At 69.1% G+C, this 22,142-nt stretch carries 21 protein-coding genes; 5 read left to right on the top strand and 16 right to left on the bottom strand.

Annotated features, from left to right (window positions below; translation table 11 throughout):
• Window positions 1–79 precede the first annotated feature (79 nt).
• Window positions 80–2,491: an alpha-L-fucosidase gene (locus tag OHT51_RS38560; protein ID WP_328883540.1), complete on the bottom strand. Its 2,412-nt coding sequence runs from the start codon at window positions 2,489–2,491 to the stop codon at window positions 80–82.
• Between the two features lie 392 nt (window positions 2,492–2,883).
• Between OHT51_RS38560 and OHT51_RS38555 the strand changes: the two genes are divergently transcribed.
• Window positions 2,884–3,216, top strand: coding sequence for a putative quinol monooxygenase (locus OHT51_RS38555; RefSeq protein WP_328883539.1), 333 nt, complete (start codon window positions 2,884–2,886; stop codon window positions 3,214–3,216).
• Between the two features lie 76 nt (window positions 3,217–3,292).
• On the opposite strand, the gene OHT51_RS38550 is transcribed toward OHT51_RS38555, so the two are convergent.
• The 6 genes from OHT51_RS38550 to OHT51_RS38525 all read right to left on the bottom strand — a co-directional run bounded on the left by OHT51_RS38550 (window position 3,293) and on the right by OHT51_RS38525 (window position 9,432).
• Entirely contained in the window at window positions 3,293–4,405 is a 1,113-nt protein-coding gene (locus tag OHT51_RS38550; protein WP_328883538.1) for a catalase family protein, read from the bottom strand.
• A gap of 183 nt (window positions 4,406–4,588) precedes the next feature.
• Entirely contained in the window at window positions 4,589–5,866 is a 1,278-nt protein-coding gene (locus OHT51_RS38545; RefSeq protein WP_328883537.1) for an ABC transporter substrate-binding protein, read from the bottom strand.
• Window positions 5,867–5,871: 5 nt separating this feature from the next.
• Window positions 5,872–6,984 carry a branched-chain amino acid ABC transporter permease gene (locus tag OHT51_RS38540; RefSeq protein WP_328883536.1) on the bottom strand — a complete coding sequence of 371 codons (1,113 nt, stop codon included), beginning with the start codon at window positions 6,982–6,984 and terminating at the stop codon, window positions 5,872–5,874.
• Window positions 6,981–7,871, bottom strand: coding sequence for a branched-chain amino acid ABC transporter permease (locus OHT51_RS38535; RefSeq protein ID WP_328883535.1), 891 nt, complete (start codon window positions 7,869–7,871; stop codon window positions 6,981–6,983). The genes OHT51_RS38540 and OHT51_RS38535 overlap by 4 nt, the downstream gene beginning before the upstream one ends.
• Window positions 7,868–8,677 (bottom strand): ABC transporter ATP-binding protein, encoded by an 810-nt coding sequence (locus OHT51_RS38530; RefSeq protein WP_328883534.1) that lies wholly within the window; start codon window positions 8,675–8,677, stop codon window positions 7,868–7,870. The genes OHT51_RS38535 and OHT51_RS38530 overlap by 4 nt, the downstream gene beginning before the upstream one ends.
• Window positions 8,674–9,432 carry an ABC transporter ATP-binding protein gene (locus OHT51_RS38525; protein ID WP_328883533.1) on the bottom strand — a complete coding sequence of 253 codons (759 nt, stop codon included), beginning with the start codon at window positions 9,430–9,432 and terminating at the stop codon, window positions 8,674–8,676. The genes OHT51_RS38530 and OHT51_RS38525 overlap by 4 nt, the downstream gene beginning before the upstream one ends.
• 189 nt (window positions 9,433–9,621) lie before the next feature.
• Between OHT51_RS38525 and OHT51_RS38520 the strand changes: the two genes are divergently transcribed.
• Both OHT51_RS38520 and OHT51_RS38515 read left to right on the top strand, forming a co-directional pair.
• Complete coding sequence (locus OHT51_RS38520; RefSeq protein ID WP_328883532.1) at window positions 9,622–10,923, top strand: PucR family transcriptional regulator; 1,302 nt, start codon at window positions 9,622–9,624, stop codon at window positions 10,921–10,923.
• Window positions 10,920–11,585 (top strand): TetR/AcrR family transcriptional regulator, encoded by a 666-nt coding sequence (locus tag OHT51_RS38515; protein ID WP_328883531.1) that lies wholly within the window; start codon window positions 10,920–10,922, stop codon window positions 11,583–11,585. The genes OHT51_RS38520 and OHT51_RS38515 overlap by 4 nt, the downstream gene beginning before the upstream one ends.
• A gap of 156 nt (window positions 11,586–11,741) precedes the next feature.
• Here the strand turns inward: OHT51_RS38515 and OHT51_RS38510 are convergent, their stop codons facing one another.
• From OHT51_RS38510 to OHT51_RS38470, 9 genes are all read right to left on the bottom strand, one after another.
• Window positions 11,742–11,915: a hypothetical protein gene (locus OHT51_RS38510; RefSeq protein WP_328883530.1), complete on the bottom strand. Its 174-nt coding sequence runs from the start codon at window positions 11,913–11,915 to the stop codon at window positions 11,742–11,744.
• Window positions 11,908–12,690: an SDR family oxidoreductase gene (locus OHT51_RS38505; RefSeq protein ID WP_328883529.1), complete on the bottom strand. Its 783-nt coding sequence runs from the start codon at window positions 12,688–12,690 to the stop codon at window positions 11,908–11,910. Before OHT51_RS38505 ends, OHT51_RS38510 begins: the two co-directional genes overlap by 8 nt.
• A gap of 1 nt (window position 12,691) precedes the next feature.
• A complete protein-coding gene (locus OHT51_RS38500) occupies window positions 12,692–13,918 on the bottom strand; it encodes an acyl-CoA dehydrogenase family protein (protein WP_328883528.1) in 1,227 nt (408 codons plus the stop codon).
• The gene (locus OHT51_RS38495) at window positions 13,905–14,717 is read right to left on the bottom strand and encodes an enoyl-CoA hydratase-related protein (protein ID WP_328883527.1); all 813 of its coding nucleotides are present in this window, start codon (window positions 14,715–14,717) and stop codon (window positions 13,905–13,907) included. Before OHT51_RS38495 ends, OHT51_RS38500 begins: the two co-directional genes overlap by 14 nt.
• On the bottom strand, window positions 14,714–15,532 hold the full coding sequence (locus tag OHT51_RS38490; RefSeq protein ID WP_328883526.1) for an SDR family oxidoreductase: 819 nt from the start codon (window positions 15,530–15,532) through the stop codon (window positions 14,714–14,716). Before OHT51_RS38490 ends, OHT51_RS38495 begins: the two co-directional genes overlap by 4 nt.
• 224 nt (window positions 15,533–15,756) lie before the next feature.
• Window positions 15,757–16,479, bottom strand: coding sequence for a TetR/AcrR family transcriptional regulator (locus OHT51_RS38485; RefSeq protein ID WP_328884572.1), 723 nt, complete (start codon window positions 16,477–16,479; stop codon window positions 15,757–15,759).
• Window positions 16,480–16,528: 49 nt separating this feature from the next.
• Entirely contained in the window at window positions 16,529–18,052 is a 1,524-nt protein-coding gene (locus tag OHT51_RS38480) for a class I adenylate-forming enzyme family protein (RefSeq protein WP_328883525.1), read from the bottom strand.
• Between the two features lie 138 nt (window positions 18,053–18,190).
• Entirely contained in the window at window positions 18,191–18,820 is a 630-nt protein-coding gene (locus OHT51_RS38475) for an HAD family hydrolase (protein WP_328883524.1), read from the bottom strand.
• A gap of 10 nt (window positions 18,821–18,830) precedes the next feature.
• Window positions 18,831–20,138, bottom strand: a complete 1,308-nt coding sequence (locus tag OHT51_RS38470) for an acetyl-CoA C-acyltransferase (RefSeq protein ID WP_328883523.1) — start codon at window positions 20,136–20,138, stop codon at window positions 18,831–18,833.
• Window positions 20,139–20,337: 199 nt separating this feature from the next.
• Between OHT51_RS38470 and OHT51_RS38465 the strand changes: the two genes are divergently transcribed.
• Together OHT51_RS38465 and OHT51_RS38460 are read left to right on the top strand one after the other, a co-directional pair.
• Complete coding sequence (locus OHT51_RS38465; RefSeq protein WP_328883522.1) at window positions 20,338–21,177, top strand: alpha/beta fold hydrolase; 840 nt, start codon at window positions 20,338–20,340, stop codon at window positions 21,175–21,177.
• A gap of 62 nt (window positions 21,178–21,239) precedes the next feature.
• Complete coding sequence (locus tag OHT51_RS38460; protein WP_328883521.1) at window positions 21,240–22,061, top strand: SCO6745 family protein; 822 nt, start codon at window positions 21,240–21,242, stop codon at window positions 22,059–22,061.
• The last annotated feature ends 81 nt before the right edge of the window (window positions 22,062–22,142 follow it).

The raw sequence follows: 22,142 nt of genomic DNA, 5'->3' as shown, positions 1-22,142 counted from the left end.
CCGTCGGGTGCAGGACCGGTTCACCGAACGGACTTCGAAGGGACGTACTGCCCACCCCGTGCGGGTGCCCGCGAGGGGATCACTCGGTCCACGCCACCTTGAAGACCCACACGTGCTCCCCCGCCGCCCGAGCGGCCTTCGGCACGTCGATGACCAGTGCTCCACCTCGCACGGCCCAGGTCAGCGGCCGGTCGTGGCCGAGCAGCGTCACCTTGTCACCGCTGCGGATGGGCACCGGCGCCTCGACGGTCAGGCGGCTTCCGGGCTCGGCCAGGGAGTGGATGTAGAACGCCTTGCCCTGCCGCACCGTGAAACGGAGGTCCTGGCCGAGCTGCGCCATGCGGGACCAGTAGGTGGTGTCGTAGATCGCCTCGCCGTTGACCTTGAGCCAGCGGCCGGTCTCACGCAGCCGCGTCTGCATGATCTCGGGGATGGTGCCGTCGGCACGCGGGCCGATGTCGAGGAGCAGGTTGCCGTTCTTGGAGACGATGTCGACGAGGTTGTGCACGACCTCCTGCGTCGTCATATACGCGTCGTCGGGAGTGGCCCGGTTGTAGCCGTAGCTGAACGGGTCGAGGCCTCGGCTGGACTCCCACTTCGCGACGACGGTGTTCGCGTAGGTCGTGTACTCGGGCGTGGTGAAGTCGTGGAAGGGGATTCCGGCTCGGTCGTTGACCGCCACGTCGACCGGCTTACGGCTGTTCTTCGCAACGTTGAAGTAATCGGCCAGGACGTTGCGGCTGTCGTTGACTCCGCCGATGTCGCACCACAACAGCTCCGGGGCATAGTCGTGGATCAGCTCCAGCATCTGCGGGGCCTGATAGTCCTTCACGTAGTCCTTGCCGGAGACGTATCCGGCGTACGGCAGCGGTTCGAGGGTGTAGGGATTGCGCGGAGCGTGCCCCATCCAGGGGTTGTCGGGGTTGAACCATTCCGGCATCGAGAAGTACAGCCCGCGGTGCAGCTCGGGTGTGTACTTCGCCGACGCGTCGAAGAGTTCGCGCACCAGGTCCCGCCCGGGCCCCATCTTCACCGAGTTCCGTTCGGAGAGCTTGGTGTCCCACAGCGCGAAGCCCTCGTGGTGTTTCGAGGTCAGGACGTGGTACTGCGCGCCCGCGTCCCGGAACAGCTCCACCCAGGCCCGCGGATCGAACCGTTCGGCCCGGAACATGGGGATGAAGTCGTCGTAGGCGAAGTCCTCCCCGTGCGTCTGTGCGTGATGGGCGTACACGGCGTTGTTCCGGTCCTGCATGTGGTTCCAGTACCACTCCGCGTACTGCTTGCCGACCGGCGACCAGGCCGGGACGGAGTAGACGCCCCAGTGGATGAAGATGCCGAACTTGGCGTCGCTGAACCAGTACGGCGCCTGGTGCCCGGCCAGAGAGGTGTCCGTCGCTTCGTAGTCGGCCACACCGAGGGTGAGCCGACTGCCCGCGACGGCGGCCCGCCCGCCGCGACCGTGGGCGATGACACTGCCGTCCTGTTGGGTTCCGGGTGGCGTCTGTCCCCTGCTGCGTATCCCGATGCGGAGGCGGCTCTGCTCGCCCGGGTCGAGACGCGGCACCGACACGGGTCGCACCGTGCGGGCGCCGGGCACGTCCACGCGCACGGTCACGCCGTCGGCCGCCAGGACGGGCTCCGTCCCCGCGTTGACGAGCGTCGCCTCCACGCTCTGGGCGCCGCCGGGATCCAGCAGCGAGGCCGTGGAGTGGGCATGGCGCAGCGTCAGGGCCTTGCCCTGGGCGACCGGTTGGACCGTGAGTGCGAACACATGGAGAGAGGCCTTGTTCGGCTCGGGACGGTGCGTGACGGGCAGCGTGACCGCGACGGCCTCGCGCCTGGCATCGCACCACACCTCCGCCGACCCGATGCCGACGCGGTGCTCGTCCTTCGTGCCGTCCGGACGGTACCGGTACGGGGCGGAGAGGGAGCCGGCCGCCTGATACCAGTCGGCTCCGCCGAGTTGGGCCGTGGTCGTCGATCCGTCCGCGTAATGCACGGTCGCGGTACCGGCCGCGTCGCCGTAGCTGCCGGCCGTCAGGAACAGCAGCGACAGATGACGGCCCTTGGGAAGCTCGATACGCTGCCCCATCGCGACCACGTTGTTCGCGCCGGTATCGGATGAGGGGAAGAGGTAGGGCACCCCGTCCACTTCGACGCGACCGGCAGTCAGTTCCTCACCAGGGAAGGTGTAGCCGGACCCGTCGAAGTCCCCGCCGCGCACCGAGGCGGTGTCGATGCCGTCGTTGTCGGCATAGGCATCGAGCGGCACGGGCACGGGGTCCGGAACGGCGCCCCAGACGCCGTCCTTGCCGACCTGCACAGCGCCCTTTTCCGCGCCGCCCGTATGCGCGGTCGCGGCCAGGGACGGGGCCGCCGCGGGGATCACGCCCGCGGCGGCTGCACCCGCCGCGGCTCCGAGTACTCGGCGTCTCACGAATGAACTGGATTCCTGCACCACGGCTCTCCATTCATCGGATGTCCAGAGCATGGGATGACAGCGGTCGCTTGTCAATGAGGCTTCTGCAGCTGTGAGTTGACGAAAATATCGGATGTATCGAGCCGTGGCACCGGATCGCTCCCTTGATCACGAACGCCTCCGCTGCCGGAGCGGCGGGGGCGTGCCGCGGTGTCCGCGCGCAGCCCGGTGAGACCGTCCTGGTCACCGGCCCGACGATGCGCGGACGGTCATTCGGGAGAATGACCGGCGGACGCGGGCCGGACGCGCTGCCCATGCGCGGCTCACGTCGTACGATCTTGTCGCCACGTATCACTGGTCGCAGGGGATGGGCCGGCGACTGCTCGTTCGGCGGGCCGGCATGGTCGGCACGCCACTGCCGGCCCCAACCGAGACGTCGTACGTCCAAGGAGACACGAAGGCCGATGATCTTCATCACCGCCAAGTTCCGAGTCCGCCCCGAGCATGCCGACCGGTGGCCGGACATCACCGCCGACTTCACCGAAGCCACGCGCCGGGAGCCCGGCTGCCTCTGGTTCGACTGGTCGCGAAGTGTGGCCGACCCCACGGAGTACGTCCTGGTCGAGGCCTTCCGCGATGACGAAGCAGGCGCTGCTCACGTGCAGTCGGCGCACTTCAGGGCCGCGCAGCAGACGTTGCCACCCCATTTGATCGAGACACCCCGCATCGTGAACGCGAACATTCCGCAGGACGACTGGTCGCTGCTGGGCGAGATGGCCGTGCCCGAGCAGGGGTAGGGCGGTTCAGCCACATCGAGCTGACGGAGGAGTTCGCCGCCAGGCCCACAGCACCGACGAGGGCGGCGGTGCCGGCTCAACCGAGCAGTTGCGCGCTGCTGACCGGTTCGCGCCACTGTTGTCCATTGATGCGGTGCCGCTCGATGGACGAGCGCCGGTACACCTCCTGCCGCACTCGCTGGATCTCGCCGATGGGCCGGTGCTCCTCCCGGGAGCGCCACGGTGTGATCGACGTGGCGTCGGCGGCCACCACGTTGTCCTCCCCGCCGATGTCCTGACGCGGGAGGTCCACACGGGCGACGGCCAACCAGGGGGACGACTCTTCAGGCCACTTCACGGAGGTGTTGTCCACCGGCATGCGAGCCAGATCGGTGTTGAGCTGCACCTGGAGCTCGAAGGAATGGCCGCGCTCCGCGGTCTCGGCAACCAGCGTGCGGCGGAACGCCTCGTTGTCCGCGCGCACGTCCACGATCTGGTGCGTGAGGGTGGCCTGGGACTCGGGCGTCGGCACGGTGCGGATCTTGGCGATGTGGTCGCCGTACCGGAAGGCACCCATGCTGTTGTAGGTGTACGACAGCAGGTTCCTGCGCGGGACGGTGGTGAACGAGAGCATGGCGAACAGTTCGTCCCACAGCCAGCCGGCGGGATCGGTGAGCGTGCCCCGGCGCGTCAGGAACTCCGCCATCCAGGTCTTGCGGCGGGCGGGGTTCGCCAGGCCTTCGGGCAGCTCCGCGAACAGCTCCTCGATGACCATGTAGTCGTACGCGGTGTTCGCGAAGAAGACGTCATTGTTGATCAGGTTGAGGTCGAAGGTACCGGCGTCCGGTTCATCGGCCAGCAGTGACCGGCCGGGGACGCCGAACAGCTTGATGCCCATCCCGCACGCCGCGCCCAGCTGGTGGTCGGGACGCTGGTGGCCCAGGCCGTTGGAGTACCGGACGACGGCGTCGTACGCGGTGGGCCGGGCGAAGATGCCCTGGGCGTGGAAGCCGCGATTGTCACCGACCGTGACGGTGGCCTTGAGGAGGCCGTACGTCTTTCCGTGGGCGATACGGACGGCGCGACCGACGGCCTCGCGCTCGACCGAGGCGCCGGTGCGCTGCGCCACCTGCGCGACCACTGCGTCCAACTCGGCTTGATAGCCCGGGCGTTCGGCGGGTCGGTAGTCCTCATAGCGGACGGGATCCATGGTGCTGCCTCTCTGTGACAGTGCCGTTGATCCCCAAAATGTAGCCAGCAATTAAATTGTGCACAACATAACCTGCTGTGATGAATCACACGCCGATCGCACGGAAGGACCGGCGCGCCACCCTCGAACTCGGCGAGGGCGGTTCCCAGGGGCAGGGCATCGCCCGGGGCCGCCCCCGCCGGCTCACTTCGCCAGCGGGCCGAACTCCTTGCGGGTGTCCACCGGCTCACCGAACAGCTGCCAGCGCTCGCCCCCGAACCGCATCAGCTGCATCGTCTCGATCGGGAAGGCGTCTTCGTGCCCCGTGGAGAGGGTGACACCGGGCAGCAGCATGTCCACCTTGACGTCCTTGAGGTTGCGCACGGCGTCCCGCATCCCCTCCCTGGTCGGGCACTTCATCGCGTCCAGGGCCTTGTGCAGGCTGGAGGCGGCGGCCCAGCCGTAAGCGTTGAACTGGTTGGCCGGGTCCGAGCCGGGCGCGTACTTGCGCAGCGCGTCCTGGTACCGCTTCATTTCCGCGTCGTCGGCCCACTGCGGGTCGGCGGGGTCCTTGAAGTAGGTCGCGGAGACGACGCCCTGGACGTTCTTGAACCCGACAGGCTTGAGCACGGTGGCTGACGAGGACACGTTGTTCACAATGTGCAGCGGGTTCCACTTGGTGTTCTTGGCATCGGCGGCGAGTGCCTGGCTGCCGAACTTCGGCGTGGTGACGTTGAGCAGCACATCCGCCTTGGACCGGGCGAGGCTGGTCATCTGTGCGGAGACGGAGGGGTCGGTGACCTCGTAGCTCTCCTCAGCGACCACGTCGATGCCGCTGCCGGCGAGGGCCGCCTTGAACCCGCCGAGCAGATCCTTGCCGAAGTCGTCGTTCTGGTAGAGGACGGCGACCTTGGCCTTCGGCTTCTCCTCCTTGAGGTATTTGGCGTACACCCGCGCCTCGGCGATGTAGTTGGGCTGCCAGCCGGTGGTCCACGGGTGGTTGCCGTCCGTACCCCAGACGGAGGCGCCGGTGGCGACGAAAGGCTGCGGCACCTTCCGCTTGTTGAGGTAGTCCCAGACGGCGGCGGTGGACGGGGTGCCCAGGGTCTGGAAGACGGCGAAGACCTTCTCCTGCTCGACGAGTCTGCGGGCTTCCTCGACGGCCTTGGGCGGCTGGTAGCCGTCGTCGCGGACGGTGAACTCCACAGTGCGGCCGTCGATGCCGCCCTCGGCGTTGACGTGCTTGAAATAGGCGCTCACACCTTTGCTGATCGTGCCGTACGCGGAGGCCGGTCCCGACAGTGGGTAGATGCCGCCCAGCTTGATGGTCTTGTCGGTGATGCCGGTGGTCTGCTGGCCCTGGCACGCGCCCTCGGCGGCGGCGTCCTTGCCGTCCTGCCCGCGCTGGCTGGTGCAGGCGGTGGCGAGGAGCAGGGCGGCGGACGCGGCCGCGGCCGCCCGCAGAGTGGTCGTCTTGCGCATGTGATTCAGTCACTTTCCGTGCGGGGCGGTGCGCCCACGGGTTCGGCATCGACAGGTGCGGGATCCGCCGGGGCGGTGGGCGAGGAGGGTTCGGAGTCGGCCTTCCGGTCGCCGGCGACAGGCTTGGTGGAACTGGTGAGGCGACTGGCGGCGGCGCCCCGGACTCGGCCCGCCAGACCGGCCAGTCCGGTCGGCGCCACGAACATCACCGCGATGATCAGCAGGCCGAACACCACGCCGGGTGCCGCCTCGCTGATGTCCTGGGCCACGCTCGGCACGTACATCACGAAGGCCGCGCCCAGCAGCGGTCCGTACAGTGAGGCGAGCCCTCCGACCACCAGGCCGGCCAGCAGCGTGATGGACAGCACGAAGCTGAACGAGTCGGGCGAGACGAAGCCGATCACCCAGGTGTAGACGCATCCGGAGACGCCCGCGAACATCGCGCTCCACGCGAAAGCGAGCGTCTTGTGGAGCGACAGCCGTACGCCCATGACCTCCGCGGCGCTCTCGTTGTCCCGCACCGCGAGCAGTGCCCGACCGACCCGGGACCGCAGCAGGTTGCGGGCGAGCAGCAGAGCCACCGCGGTGACGGCGAGGACGACGAAGTACGTCCACTGGTCCTCGGCCAGCCCGCTCCACGCGGGTGGTTCCAGCTTGTCCACGGTCAGGCCCATGGAGCCGCCCGTCACCGGTTCGAGCCGCTTGAGCAGCGGTGGCAGGAACACCGCGAAGGCGAGCGTGACCAGGGCCAGGTACAACCCCCGCAGCCGCAGAGCGGGCACGCCGAAACCGAGGCCGAGCAGGAAGCATCCGACGGCGGCGACCGGCAGCGTGGCCAAGTGGCCGGTGTCGTAGCGGTCGAGCATGACCGCTGCCGTGTAAGCCCCTGCCGCGAAGAACGCGCCGTGCCCGAGGGAGATCTGCCCGCCGAATCCGACCAGCAGGTTCAGGCCCGCCAGCGCCACGGCGTACAGCAGCACCATGGTCAGTTGGAAGACCTGGAACGGGGCGAAGTAGAACGGTGCGCCGACGGCGACGCCCGCGGCGAGCAGCACGGTGAGCGCGGCCCGCATTCGGCGGGCGCGGTCGGTGCCCAGTGTTGCGGTGATCGTGCTCATACGCGCTCCACCGCCGCCCGTCCGAAGAGGCCCTGGGGCCGCACCAGCAGCACGGCCAGGATGATCAGCAGGGGTACGCCCACCTTCAGATCGGCACCGATCACGTCCACGTACGCCCCGGCCAGCGTCTCGGCCACGCCCACGACCAGGCCGCCGACGACCGCACCGACCGGGCTGTCGAAGCCACCGAGGGTGGCCGCGGCGAACGCGTAGATCAGCACGCCGCCCATCATGTTGGGTTCGAGGAACAGCAGCGGGGCGACGAGCACGCCCGACACCGCACCGACCGTCGCGGCCAGCCCCCAGCCGAGCATCAGCACGCGGCCCACTCGGATGCCCGACAGCCGGGCGGAAGCGGGGTTGCACGCGACCGCCCGCATCACCAGGCCGACGGAGGTGTGCTGGAACAGCAGGTACAGCAGGCCCATCACGACGGCCACGACCGCGATGATGCCGAGGCTGGACCAGTCCAGGCGCACCCCGGCCAGGTCGATCCCGCCGTCGGGGAACGGCTGCGGGAAGTCCTTCACGGTGAACGACCAGATCAGACCGGCCATCGCGTTGACGAAGATGAACAGACCGACCGTGACGATGACCATCGTCAGCTCGGGCGCGTTCTGCACCGGGCGGATGACGATCCGTTCGACCAGCATGCCGCCGGCGAAGGACACCGCCAGGGTCACCGGCAGCGCCAGCCAGAACGACATCCCGGACGCCACGAGTTGCCACGCCACATAGGTGGAGATCATGGCGAGCTCACCCTGAGCGAAGTTGACGATCCCGGTGAACCGGTGGATCAGCACCAGGGCCAGCGCCAGGCTGGCATAGACGGCGCCGGAGCCGACCCCTTCCACCACTTGCTGGAGCAGTTCGGTCACGGCGCTCACCCGTCCTTTCCGGTGCGGACGGAGACACCGAGGTACACCTCGGCGACCTGCCCGTCCTCGCGGATCTCCCGGGACGGCCCGGACAGCACCAAGCGGCCTGCCTCAAGTACGTGTGCCCGGTGCGCCACATCCAGCGCGAGCTGAGCGTTCTGCTCGACGACGACCACAGTGGTGCGTTCCTCCTCGTTGACGGCACGGACGATCTCGAACAGCTCGCGAGTGACCAACGGCGCGAGCCCCAGCGACGGTTCGTCCAGGAGCAGCAGCGAGGGCCGCAGCATCAGCGCCCTGCCGATGGCGAGCATCTGCTGCTCGCCGCCGCTGAGGCTGCCGGCGGCCTGGTGGGACCGCTGACGCAGCTTGGGGAAGTAGCCGTAGATGCGCTCCATGTCGGCCGCCACGCCTGCGCGCTCGGCACGGCCCCGCTTCCATCGGCCGGTGCGCACGTGGGCGCCGATGCGCAGGTTCTCCTCGACGGTCAGGTCGTTGAAGGTGCCCCGGCCCTCAGGTACGTGCGCAACGCCCAGCCGCGCGGTCTGCTCGGGCGAGCGACCCAGCAGCTCCGTACCGTTCAGCGTCACCGAGCCGCGTCCGCGGACCATGCCGCACAGGGCCCGCAGAGTGGTCGTCTTGCCCGCGCCATTGGGCCCGAGGACCGCGCACACCTCGCCGCGTGCGACGGAGAAGTCGAGCCCCTGGAGCACGCGGGCCTGGCCGTATCCGGCATGCAGACCCGCGACCTTCAGGAAGTCCGGTTCCGCATGCGTCTGCCCGGCCTCGGTGCTGTCGGTGGTGGATTCCGTCATGCCGCCACCCCCAGGTACGCCTCGATGACGGCAGGGTCGCGCTGGATCTCCTTCGGCGAGCCCTCGGCGATCTTGCGCCCGAAGTCGAGACACACAACCTTGTCGCACAGGCCCATCACGAACCCCATGTGGTGTTCGACCACCACAAGCGTCAGGTCGAAGTCCTCGCGCACCGACCGGACCAGATCCGCGAATTGGTCGACCTCGCCGTGGCTGAGCCCGTTGACGGGTTCGTCGAGCAACAGCAGCCGGGGCCGTACGGCGAGCGCCCGGGCGAGTTCGACGCGTTTGAGCGTGCCGAACGGCAGCCCGGAGGCGGGGTGGTCGGCAACTTCGGCCAAGCCGAGACGCCGTAGCAAGTCGTCTGCCTGGTCACGCAGTTCCCTCTCCTCCCGCCGGACGCGGGGCAGCCGGAGCGCCGCGGCGAGGTGTCCCGTATGCCCCCGGCTGTGGGAGCCGACCATGACGTTCTCCCGGACCGTGAGCCGTGAGAACAGACCCAGATTCTGGAAGGTGCGGGCAATGCCGCGCCCAGCAACAGAGTGCGGTGGGAAGGCGAGCAGGTCCTCGTCCTCGAACCGGACCGTCCCCGCATCAGGGGTGCAGCGCCTGGTGAGGCAGTTGAACAAGGTGGTCTTGCCGGCTCCGTTCGGTCCGATGAGCCCCACGGCGGTGCCTGGCTCGACGGTGAACGCGACACCGTCCAGTGCCGTGATCCCGCCGAAGCGCACGCTGATACCGTCGACCGCGAGCATGAGTGACGCCCCTTCCGAGGTGCTGGGGGGGTGGGCGAGCGTCACAGTAAGTGGGGGCGTTCCGCGCGCACATTGGGTGCGAGCACCCAACTTCGCGGCCACCGACTTGTGCGCCACGCCCAATGCCCCCGGCGTCTCGCCCGTCGGGCCTGTTGACGGGACACGAGTACGCCAGCGACGATCGGCGCCATGCCTCGCGGACCCGCCCTGGGCGTCCCCGCACTCTCCGAACCCCTCAGCCGGGAGCGGCACCGGATCCTGCACACCGTCCACGACCGGCTCGAAGACGTGGCGAAGACCGCCGTCGCGGTCATGCGCACGGAGATCCCGTCGTACGCGCTCCAGGACGAGCGGTTCTTCGACGACGTACGGGACCAGGTCCTCACGCACTACCGGATGCAGCTGGCGGCGCTGGCCGGCGACCAGGACATCGCCCCCGAAGACCTGGTCTTCAGCCGCGCGGCGGCCATGCGCAGAGCACGCGCGGGGTTCGCCCTGGAGGACTGGATCAGTGCCTTCCGGGTGGGCCGGCAGGTGCTGTGGGACGAGCTGCTGGACTGCGCGGGCACGTCCGCCGAGGCGCAGCAGGCCGCGCTGTCCCTCGTCACACCGCTGATGCGGTACGTCGACTACGCCAGCACCCATGCCGCGCAGGCCTATGTCGAGTACCAGCAGCATGTGGTCGCCGACGCGGACCGGGAGCGCAGGGATCTCCTGGACCAGCTCCTGGCCGGCGCGGCACCGGCGCGCGGTCCGCTGCTCGCCGCGGCGCAGGCGTACGGCATCGGACCGCACTCGCCGATGATGGCGGTCGTGGCGGTGTGCGTCGGCGACACCCGCACCGGCGACCTCACCTCGGCCGAGCAGGGCTACGCGACCAGCGCGTCCATCGGCGTTGCCGGTCCCTGGGCCGGCCGGACCCTGGTCGTCGTACGCCACGGCGAGGTGGTGGCCGTGCCCGTGGTCCGCACCGGCATGGACGCGGAGGACATCTGCGCCCACTTCGAGGCGGTACAGCAACGGCTCGCGCGAGAGGGAACCATGCTGTCCATGGGCATCAGCACGGTGGCCCAGGGCGCCGGCGAACTGCCGCGCGCCTACGAGGAGGCACGGGCAGCCGTCGACCTCGTGCCGAGCGGGGGCGGGGGCGGGGTGGCGGCACTGCCGCGGCTGTCCCCGTTCGACTACCTGGCGCTGCGCGCCGACGACCTCGCCCGACAGCTGGTCGATCCCCGCGTGCGTGCGCTGCTGGAGGAGGACCGCGGACGTGGCGACACGCTGGCGGCCACCATACGGGCCTTCGCGGAGGCCGACCTCAACCTGCGGCTGGCCGCCGACCGGCTGCGGGTGCACCACAACACGGCGCACTACCGATTGCGCCGGATCGAGGAACGCACCGGGCGCAATCCGCGCCGGATCGCCGACCTCCTGGAACTGCTGGTCGCCCTCGCCATCCGCGACGGGGCCGGGGAAGGCGGGGGTTGCCGGTGAGCGGCATCGTGGAGTCTGCCGGGACCGAGGCGCTGCGTCAGCCGGCGGACGGGCAGGACGGAATGGACCGGCCGGAGGCCGCCACCGGGGAGCACCGAACGGTCCGCAGTGCGCTTCTCGACGCAGCGCTGGAGGTGTTCACCGAGCGCGGTTACGCCGACGCCGGTCTCGCCGAGATCGCGGCGCGCGCCGGCATCCCGGTGGGCAGCCTCTTCCAGCACTACGGCGGAAAGCGAGGGCTCTACCTCGCCCTTTGGGAGGAGTTCCGGGAGGAACAGGAGCGCCGGACCGCAGCCACGCTGACCGCCGAGCGAGGCCGTGGCGTGGACGACCCCATCGCCCTCTTCGTGGCGGGGGCCAGGGCGTACCTGGAGGGTGCTTGGGACAACCGGCGGCTCGGCAGACTCATCGCGGAGGACGACGGTCCCGCGGGCTTCGACGCCCTGCGCCGCCAGTGGGACCGCGCGTGGGTACGGCGCAACGCCCGGCTCCTGGAGGTGGACGAGAAGCGACGGGCCGGCCGGGTTCGGGTGAGAGTGCTGACCACCGTGATCGGCGGTGCGGCACGCGAGCTGGGCGACTGCGGGGACGAGACGGAGGCCCTGGAGATCGTGGACGAGGTGTGCGGCATCCTGATCCATCTGACGGCACCGACTGGCTGAAACGCCCTGCGCGTAGCGGGCGACAGGACGAGGCCACAGCCCGACGACACCCGAATCCCGGGCACCGGGCACCGGGCACCGGGCACCGGCACCGGCTGGTGCGCCAGGGCCGGCGCTCCTGCCACCGCGCCCACGCCGGGTCTGACGTACGGGTGGTCAGATACCTGCCATGTCCGCGACTTCGTGGGCCTTCGCCACCAGTGCGTCGATGCGCGCAGCGGTCGGGGTCCCCGACGCGGCCTTGTTCCGCGGTTCGTCGTCGACGCCGAGGGTGGCGAACCAGCGGCCCACCGCCTCGGCGTCGATTCCGGGAATGTCCGCGCTAGACACCGATGCCGGTTTCCTGCCTGAACGGGAGCGCGTCACCGAGCAGTTGCCCCCCGTCGATCACCATGGTCTCGCCGGTGATCCAACTCGCGGCGTCCGAGACGAGGAAGGCGACCGCGGAGGCGATGTCGGCGGGCTCCCCTATGCGGCCCAGCGCCACCGAGGCGGATACCGCCTGCTCGTGCTCCTTCCACAGAGCCTCGGCCAGCTTCGTACGCACCACACCCGGTGCCACCGCGTTGACGCGGACCTTCGGCGAGAGTTCCATGGCCAGTTGCCTGGTGAGATGGATCAGTGCGGCCTTCGAGGCGTTGTACAACCCGATGTTCGCCTCGGAGGCCAAGCCGCCCACCGACGCGGTGTTGACGACCGCACCGCCGTGCTCCCCCATCCAGGCCCGCGTGGCCAGACCCGTCCACAGGACGGGCGCCCACAGGTTCACGTCGAAGGTCTTCGCGAACCGACCGTGGTCCTGGTCGATGACCGGCCCGAACGCCGGGTTGGTCCCCGCGTTGTTGACGAGGATGTCCAGGCTGCCGAAGCGCTCCAGCGTCAGATCCACACAGCGCTGGGCCGCCTCTTCGTCGACCGCATGCGCACCGATGCCGACCGCCGTGCCCTTGACCTGGGCCGCGGCGGCGTCCGCCGCTTCCTGGGACCGGGAGGTGAGGACGACGTTCCCGCCGGCCGCGGCGATGGCCTGGGCGACCGCCAGCCCGATACCGCGTGAGGCTCCGGTGACGACGGCGGTGCGACCGGTGAGATCGAGTCCCGTCACGTCAGCTCACCGCCGCCGTCGCGTCGCGGTACTGCCGCAGTTCCTGCTTGGCGATGGCGCGCTTGTGCACCTCGTCGGGACCGTCCGCCAGCCGCAACGTCCGCAGATGCGCGTACATCATCGCCAAGGGGAAGTCGTCGGTCACTCCGGCTCCCCCGTGCACCTGAATCGCGCGGTCGACGATCTTCAACGCGATCTCGGGGGCGGCCACCTTGATGGCCGCGATCTCGGTGCGCGCTTCCTTGTTCCCGACCGTGTCCATGAGATAGGCGGCCTTGAGCGTGAGCAGGCGGATCATCTCGATGTCGATACGCGCTTCCGCGATCCAGTCCTGGATGTTGGACCGTTCGGCGACCGGACTGCCGAAGGTCACCCGTGACTGTGCACGCCGGCACATCAGTTCCAGCGCCCTCTCGGCCGCGCCGATGGCCCGCATGCAGTGGTGGATACGACCCGGTCCGAGCCGGGCCTGGCTGATCGCGAAACCCTCGCCCTCGCCCTTGAGCACGTCCTTGGCCGGCACCCGGACATCCTCGAAGATGATCTCCGCATGGCCCTCGCGATCCGCGTACCCGAAGACCGGGAGGTTCCTGACCACAGTGACCCCGGGGGCGTCGATCGGGACGACCATCATCGACTGCTGGCGATGTGGGGCCGCCGTGGGGTCGGTCTTGCCCATCACGATGAGCACCTTGCAGTTCTTGTGCATCGCGTTCGAGGCGAACCATTTGCGGCCGTTGAGCACGTACTCGTCGCCGTCACGCTCCATCCGCAGCTCGATGTTGGTGGCGTCGGAGCTGGCGACACGCGGCTCGGTCATCGCGAAGGCCGAGGCCATCGTTCCGTCGAGCAGGGGCCCCAGGTACTTCTCCTTGTGCTCGTCGCTGCCGAAGAGCGTGAGCACCTCCATGTTGCCGGTGTCGGGCGCGTTGCAGTTGCAGGCCTCGGAGGCGATGTGGCTGCGGCCCATGATCTCCGCCAGCGGCGCGTACTCGAGGTTGGTCAGCCCGGGGCCCCAGTCCGGGTGCGGGTGGAACAGATTCCACAGTCCACGCCTGCGCGCCTCGGCCTTGAGCTCCTCGATGACCGGCGGGTGGAAGTGCGGGTCACCCGACGCGCGCATCTGCTCGTCGTACACCGCCTCGGCGGGGTAGACGCGTGCATCCATGAACTCGAGCAGATCCGCCTGGTACTTCTTGGCGCGGTCCGACATCTCAAACAGGGACATCCGAACTCCTGACGGGTAGGGAGGGAAAGGTGGGCGGGCGCTTGTCCAGGTGACTGGCCACGCCTTCGACGACGTCGGACCCACGGAAGGCCTGGAGCATGAGGTCTTCCGCCCGGCTCACGGAATCGGCGTAGGTGCCGTCCGCGTCGTTGCTCAGTTGGCTCTTGATGACTGCCATGGATGCCGGGGAGCAGCGCGTCGCCAGGTCGGCGGCGTACGCGACAGCGGCATCCACCACGTCGGCGGTGGGGACCAGGTGGTCGAGGAGTCCGACCCGGATTGCCTCCTCGGCATCCACCATGCGACTCGACAGCAACAGGTCCGCTGCCCGGCTGTGCCCCACCAGCCGGGGCAACAGCCAGGAGATCCCGTACTCGGCGATCAGCCCGCGTTGCGCGAATGCCGTGGTGAACCGGGCCGAGGGCGAGCCGAAGCGGATGTCGCAGTAGAGCGCCTCCACCATGCCCAGGCCGGCGGCCACCCCGTTGATCGCTCCGATCAGCGGCTTGCGCAGGGTCCGCGGAACGTCTCGTGGAGGGCGCCGTGCCCTGTCCGCCTCGGCGACCTCGCCGGCCGCCTGCAGCAGTTGCAGGTCGGCTCCGGCGCAGAATCCGCGGCCCGCGCCGGTGACCACGACGGCACGTACGTCCGGGTCGGCCTCGGCGGCGTCGAGCAGCGCGAAATAGCGGTCCTCGAGTTCGTCGGTCCAGGCGTTCAGCTTGGCGGGCCGGTTGAAGGTGAGCAGCAGCACCGGCCCTCGGTGTTCGGCGAGGACGAGCTCGCCCGGCGCGCCAGTCATGCCTGCGCCAGCAGGGAGCTCTGGTACCGACGCATTCCGCGCAGCCACCGGTCGTAGTCCGAGCCCTTGTGCCGGTACATCTCAAGAACGTCTTCGTGCGGCAGGACGAGGAAGCGCTCGTCGTCGATTGCGGCCAGGACGGCGTCGGCGACTTCGGCCGGCTCCAGGACGTCACCGGCGGAGGTGACGGCCCGCGTCGCGGCTCTCCCCAGCGCGTCTCCCGAGTCCTCCCCGGCGGACAGCAGCTTGGTGTTCACCCCCATGGGGCACAGACAGCTGACCCGGACCCCGCGATCGCCGTAGGTGACGCTCAGCCATTCGGCGAAGGCGACGGCCGCGTGCTTGGTGACGGCGTACGTGGCGGAGCCGATCTGGGTGAGCAATCCGGCCGCCGAGGCCGTGCTCACGAAGTAGCCCTCACCGCGCTCCAGCCACCGCGGTACCAGCAGCTTCGCTGCACGGATGTGGGCCCGTAGATTCACGTCGATCGAGTGGTCCCAGTCCTGCTCGCTCGCGTCGAGACCGGGCGCCCCGGCGATGCCCGCGTTCGCGAAGTAGAGGTCGACCGGGCCGAAGGTGCTCTCAGCCAGGTCGACCAACTGCTGGATCTGCTCGGTGTCCGACGCGTCCGCGCCGGCGCTGACGGTGCTTCCCGGATGGTCGGCGTTGACACTCTCCGACACCGCCCGCGCGCTGTCCGCGTCGAGATCCGCGACGACGACCCGGGCGCCTGCGCGAGCGAGTCGTGCGACCAGCGCACTGCCGATGCCTGCGCCACCACCGGTGACGACAGCGACTCTTTGTGCAACGTTCACAGCGAACCCTCTCGGTGGCGGGGCGTGCGAGGCCGGGGCCGGCCCGGAGATCGTTGGGCCGTGCTCTGCTGAACTGTATAGTTGAATCCGACGTCAAGTTCAATAGGGGGACAGGGAGCGCCGCGCCAAGGAGACCCATCTGAACGGCCCCTGCGGAGGAGGCCAGAAAAGGAGAAGCACCCGGCGGTGCCGGGTGCTGTGAGGCGGGTGGTCCAGCCGCCGGATCAGCGGTGGCCGGGGAAGCGGAGGGCGTTCGCCCAGAGCCGGGTGACCGTGGAGACGAGCTCCTCGAAGTCCGACGGCGTACCTTCTTCTTGGCGTCCGCCGATCACGAAGGCGTTGTAGGCCATGACGCTGACCATGCCCGACAGGGCACGGGAGGCCATCATCGGATCGACCTCACGGTCTGCTACACCCCGCGCCTGCAGGTCGGCGATGCCGCGGGCATTGCGGCGGATGAACGCGTCGGCGCGCCGGCTTCGGAACTCACGGAACTCCGGCTCCACTTGGGCGACCTGCTCGAGCAGGCCCATCAGCTTCGCGTTCCGTTTGTATGCCTCGAGGTACGCGCGATTGCTCGCCTCGAGTACCGCATAGGGGTCGTCGGTACCCTGCACCCGGCGCATGCCGGGGTGCATCATGTCCTCCTGCGCCTCCAGGAGGACGGCGGCGAGCACCTCTTCCTTGTTGGCGAAGTAGGTGTAGAAGGATCCCGCCGCGCACTGGGCTTCTTTGGTGATGTCGGTCAGGCGGGCGTCGAGGTAGCCGTCCCGTTCGAACACCTTCCGTGCGGCTTTCACCAGTGCGGCCCGCGTCCGAGCTCCGCGCTTCGTCGTGGGCGGCTCGCGAAGGTGCGAGAGGGGCGCCATGGGTGGCGCTTCGTCGCCGTCGATCTCCTCGGGAGCAGTGGTGTCCATCCCGGAAACTGTACTTGAATCCGACACCATGCTCACAATCCGTATGGTCGGGACGTCACAATCCGTAAGGTCGGTACGCTCAGTGACGGCCGGCGGCAACGTCGACGTTCGGCTCGTCACGGGTCAAAGCGGTACGGTCGATGGACCGCTTGAGAATCTTCCCGGTCGGGCCCTTGGGCAGCGCGTCGACGAACCGGACGATACGCGGGATCTTGTAGGCGGACAGCCGCTCTCGTGCCCATGCCGACACCTCGGCGGCACCGAGCTCGGATCCGGGACGGGCCGCGATGAGCGCGGCGACCTCCTCGCCGTAGTGCTCGTCGGGAACGCCGATCACGGCTGCCTCGACGATGTCCGGATGCTCGTAGAGAACTTCCTCGACCTCGCCGGGATAGACGTTGTAACCACCGCGGATGATCAGGTCCTTGAGACGGTCGACGATGCGCAGGTCCCCGTCTGCGTCGGTTTCACCGAGGTCACCGGTCCGGAACCAGCCGTCGGACGAGATGGCCGCGGCGGTGTCCGCGGGGCGGTTCCAGTAACCCCGCATCACCGTGGGTCCCTTGATGTGCACCTCACCGACGCCGCCCGGCGGGCACTCGTTGCCGTCGTCGTCGCGCACCTGAACCTGCGTCCGCGGCACTGCCCCGCCGGTGTACCCCGTCTTGCCGCCGCGGTCGAGGTCGTTGAAGGTGCCGAACGCAGTGGTCTCGGTGAGCCCATACCCTTCGAGGATCGTGCAGCCGAAGCGGGCCTCGAAGGCCCGGGCGATCTCCCCGGGAAGCGACGCGCCGCCGGAGACGGCGACACGGAGCCCGGCGAAGTCCGCCGGGCTCGCATCACTCGCCGCGTGCAGCAGCGCGTTCCACATGGTCGGCACGCCGGCCACGATGGTGAGCCCGTCGCGGCGCAGCATGTCCAGCATCGACGCCGGGTCGAATCGGGCCAGCAACGACATCGAGCCGCCCACGGTCAAGGTCGCCATCATGACCGATGCCTGGCCGAACACATGGAACAGCGGGAGTCCGGTGCCGGTACGGTCGGCGCTCGAGGCACGGCTGCACTCGGCGCCGATCTCCCCGGCGGACAGCAGGTTCCCGACCGTGAGTTGGGCCCCCTTCGGCCGCCCTGTGGTTCCCGAGGTGTACAGGATGGCCGCGGTCTCGTCGCGGTGCCTGTCGACGACACCGACAGGAGCAGCGGCGGCCGACGCGCCCGGGGACAGTGTCCAAGAGGGCATTGAGAGCGCCGCGGCCGCCTCCGCGACAGCGGGGCCGAGGGCGTGCCAACGAATCGCCAACGAGCATCCGGCGTCGCCGAGAACGTACTCGACCTCGGCCCGGGTGGACATCGTGTTGACCGGCACCACGACACAACCCGCGGCCTGAATCCCGAGGTAGGCCACCACGAACTCGGGCACCGACGGCGCCGCGAGCAGCACCCGGTCCCCCGGGGACAGGCCCGCGGCGACCAGGGCGCCCGCGTACCGCATACTCACGTCCCGCAGCCGAAGGTAGGTCCACTGATCCGTGGCGCCGCGCAGTGCGATGTTGTCGGGAGTGGCGGCCGCGTGGCTGCACACGGGATCGAAGACGCTGGTCATGGGCGTGCCTTCCGGGACGAGAGCAGGTGATGGTGCGGCTCGCACCTCTCCGATGGGTTGACTTGGCCCGGCTTCGGCATCAAGTCCTCGGGCGGTGTGGGCGGATGACCGACCTCATTGCGCCCGCTCGGTGGATCGTCAGGTGGTGATCTCGAAGCGTTCGGCGAGTTGGCGGCGGGTGTCGGCGGCGCTGGTGTGCAGTACGCCCTCGATTCCGATCCGCGCCGCTCCGTCGAGGTTCTGCTGCAGATCGTCGATCATGACCGCCTCCTCGGGGTCGACGCCGAGGCGTTCACATGCGAGCGCGTAGATCCGCCGGGAGGGCTTGCGGATCCCGACCTCGGCGGAGATGACGATCACGTCGGCGACAGCGGCGAGTTCGACCCCGTCGTAGGTTCCGTTACCGAAGGAATTGGACACGAGCGCGACGGGACGGCCGGCGGCTCGGAGATCACCGAGCAGCGCGAGCATGTCCTTGTCGATCGACATCGCCGCCTGCATGCGGGCCGTGAGCCCCTCGGCCACCACGTCGGCGCCGTGCGCACGGAGCCGTTCGGCGAATCCTCGCTCGAAGGCTTCGGCGTCGATACGGCCGCACTCGTGGTCGGCCAGCAGGGTGCGTGATGCCTCGTCCTTGCCGAGGAGGTCAAGCGGCAGGCGCGGGTCGCCGCCGAGCGAGGCGCCGAAGTCGGTGAAAGCCCGCAGCACACTGGAGGTGATGACCCCGCCGAAGTCCACGAGGACCGCGGTTCGCGCCTTGTCCGTCACGGTCGACACCTCAGGCAACCTCAAACAGTCCGGCTGCGCCCATTCCGCCGCCGACGCACATCGAGATCACCACGTACCGGACGCCCCGGCGCTTGCCCTCGATGAGGGCATGCCCCACCAGTCGGGCACCGGTCATTCCGTACGGATGACCGACCGAGATGGCGCCGCCATCGACGTTGAACCGCTCCGGGTCGATGTGCAGTTCGTCGCGGCAGTACACCGCCTGTGAAGCGAACGCCTCATTGAGTTCCCACAGGCCGATGTCGTCGATGGTGAGGTCGTGCTGCTTCAGCAGCTTCGGAATGGCGAACACCGGCCCGATGCCCATCTCGTCCGGCCCGCAACCGGCAACGGTCATACCCCGGTAGACGCCCAGCGGTTCCAGTCCTCGGCGCTCGGCCTCCTTCGACTCCATCAGCACCGACGCCGAGGCCCCGTCCGACAACTGCGAGGAGTTGCCCGCCGTGACGCTGGAATGCTCGCTCACCTGACCGTCCGGCAGCACGGGCGCCAATCCGGCCAAGCCCTCGAGCGTCGTCGACGCGCGGTTGCCCTCGTCCCGGGTCAGGGTCACGGCCTCGTCCCGCACCTTGCCGGACTGCTTGTCCAGGACCTTCTTGACGCTGTCGAGCGCGACGATCTCCTGGTCGAACCGGCCGGCGTCCTGCGCTGCAGCGGTGCGCTGCTGTGACAGGAGCGCGAACTCATCCTGGCGTTCCCGGCTCACGCCGTAGCGCTCGGCGACGATCTCCGCCGTGTGCAGCATCGGCAGGTAGATGTCCGGCGTGTGCTCGACCAGCCAGGGATCCGCCATGCGGTGGGTGTTCATGTGGTCGTTCTGCACCAAGGAGATCGACTCGACACCGCCGCCGACAGCGACCTGCATGCCGTCCGCGACTATCTGCTTGGCAGCCGTCGCCATGGCCATCAGACCCGACGAGCACTGCCGGTCGATCGTCATCCCCGACACGATGTCCGGAAGTCCGGCACGCAGAGCGGCCTGCCGCGCGACATTGAAACCCGAGGACCCCTGCTGCACGGCACAGCCGAAGACCACGTCCTCGACCTCACCTCCCTCGAGCCCGGCGCGCTGCACCGCGTGCGAAAGGGCATGGGCGGCAAGTTCCTGCGCCTGGGTGTCGTTGAACGCGCCGCGGTACGCCTTGCCGATCGGCGTCCGTGCTGTCGAAACGATGACTGCTTCCCTCATGTCGCCTCGCTGTTTCCTGTCGGTCCGGTTCGTCCGGGCCCTCGGGCCGGACCTTCGAACGCCGCGAGCCGGGCTCGATTGCCGGTAGGGGGTGCCGCCGCACGCCAACTGCGGCGGGGAGAGGGCTCATTGACCGACTCCTCGACCGACTCCTCGGTGACCGATGACATGTCATGGCCGTAGGGGCCAGGGGTCGGCCTTCCGACGGTTATATTTGAATTCGGCGTCAGGTTCAACCATGCCTCGGTCTTGACAGCCCGCTCCCGCGCCGGGAAGGTACCGACCAGTCGGTACAGAGAGGTGGGCCGTGTCTCAGCTGAGCATCTCCACGGGTGCGGGTTTGTTCGACGCGATCACGGCGGGACCGCCCGATGGCCGCCCGGTGCTGCTGCTGCACGGCTTTCCGCAGACGGGGCTGGCGTGGCGACGGCAGATCGAGGCCTTGGCCGCGCACGGCTACCGGGTGGTGGCACCCGACCAGCGTGGGTACTCCCCCGGCGCCCGCCCCGAGCGGCCCGAGGACTATCGCATCGGCCTTCTCGTAGAAGACGTGGTCGCGATCAGTGAGGAACTGGGCTGGGCGGCGTTCGACCTGGTCGGCCATGACTGGGGAGGCGCGGTGGCCTGGTGGACCGCGCACGCCCACCCCGACCGCGTACGCACCCTGACGGTTGTCTCGACCCCGCACCCCGGCGCTCTGGCCACGGCCCTGCGCACCGACCAGGATCAGCGCAAACGCTCCCACTACATGATCGACTGGCGCGACACACCCGCGACCGAGGAGCGCATGCTCGCCCACGATGCCCAAGAGCTTCGGGATGTCTACGCCGGAAAGGTCCCGCAAGACAGTGCGGACGCCTATGTGCGCCACCTCTCCCAGCCGGGCGCTCTCACCGCGGCACTGAACTGGTACCGGGCCGGCCGCCCCGACGGCGCGATCGACGTCATCGACCTGCCCACGCTGTATTTCTGGAGCACGGAGGACATCGCGTTCGGCCCGGCAGCCGCGCAGGAGACCGAGCGATGGGTCAAGGGGCCGTACCGGTTCGAGACCCTCCAGGGCGTCAGCCACTGGATCCCCGAGGAGGCGCCCGAAACGCTGAGCCGGCTACTGCTCGAACACCTGCAAGCGCACGGCGAGTACTGAACCCGCAGCGATTTTCCCGTTCGTCGACTCTCTGGAGAGTCGACTCTCCGGAGAGGTGACCCATGGAGACTGCGCGCGCGGCCTGGCGCCGCCTCGAGCCCGTCCACGCAATGATCTACTTCGTACCCGAGGGGAGGCTACGGTACGCGGACCTCGGCCTGAGCGCTCGCGCCGGGTACTTCACCTCCAGGAGCGCCGCGTTCGGCCGCGCATCCGCCGAGCTGGTCATATCGACCTTCTACAACTTCAACCCCGATGTCGTACGGCAGGCGGTCGATGGAGCCTGGGACGCAACTACGCCGCAGCAGGTGCTGGACGCGCGGTACGCCGCGGCGGGCGAAGCCCTGCGACGGGCGGGAATCCACGAGTTGCCCAACTTCGACGACGTGCTGGCGCTGACCCGCCGGGCTGCTGAGGCGGCCTGCGAACACGCGCAGGGCCGCCCGCTGTTCGCCGCGCATGCCGCACTGCCCTGGCCGCAGGAGCCGGTACTGCAGCTGTGGCACGCTCAGACACTGCTCCGGGAGTTCCGTGGAGACGGCCATGTCGCGTGCCTGCTGAGCGAGGGCGTCTCAGGCCTGGACGCCCTGGTTCTGCACGCCGCGACCGGTGAGGTTCCCGTCGACTTCCTCAAGGCGAGCCGTGCATGGCCCGAGGAGGAGTGGGCCCGCACCCAGGAGCGCCTACGCACGCGAGGTCTCCTCGACGGCGACGCCCTCAGCCCGGAAGGCGCACGCCTGCGCCGGCACATCGAGGACCGCACCGACCGCCTGGCCTTCCCCGCCTACGCCGTCCTGGGCGACGCGGACTGTGAGCGTCTCGCCGAACTCGCCAGCCCCTTCGGCCGCGCCGTCGTCGAAGCCGGCCTTCTCAAACCCGGCTGACCGGGCCCTCATCCCTCCGCCTCCTGCTTCATCCGCTGGAACCAGCGGCCATGCCCCGGGGAGCCAGCACGCCACCGCCAG

This window comes from Streptomyces sp. NBC_00299, from assembly GCF_036173045.1.
GTDB lineage: Bacteria > Actinomycetota > Actinomycetes > Streptomycetales > Streptomycetaceae > Streptomyces > Streptomyces machairae.
Note: the sequence above shows the minus strand (reverse complement) of the source record. Positions and strands in the feature narration are given on the sequence as shown.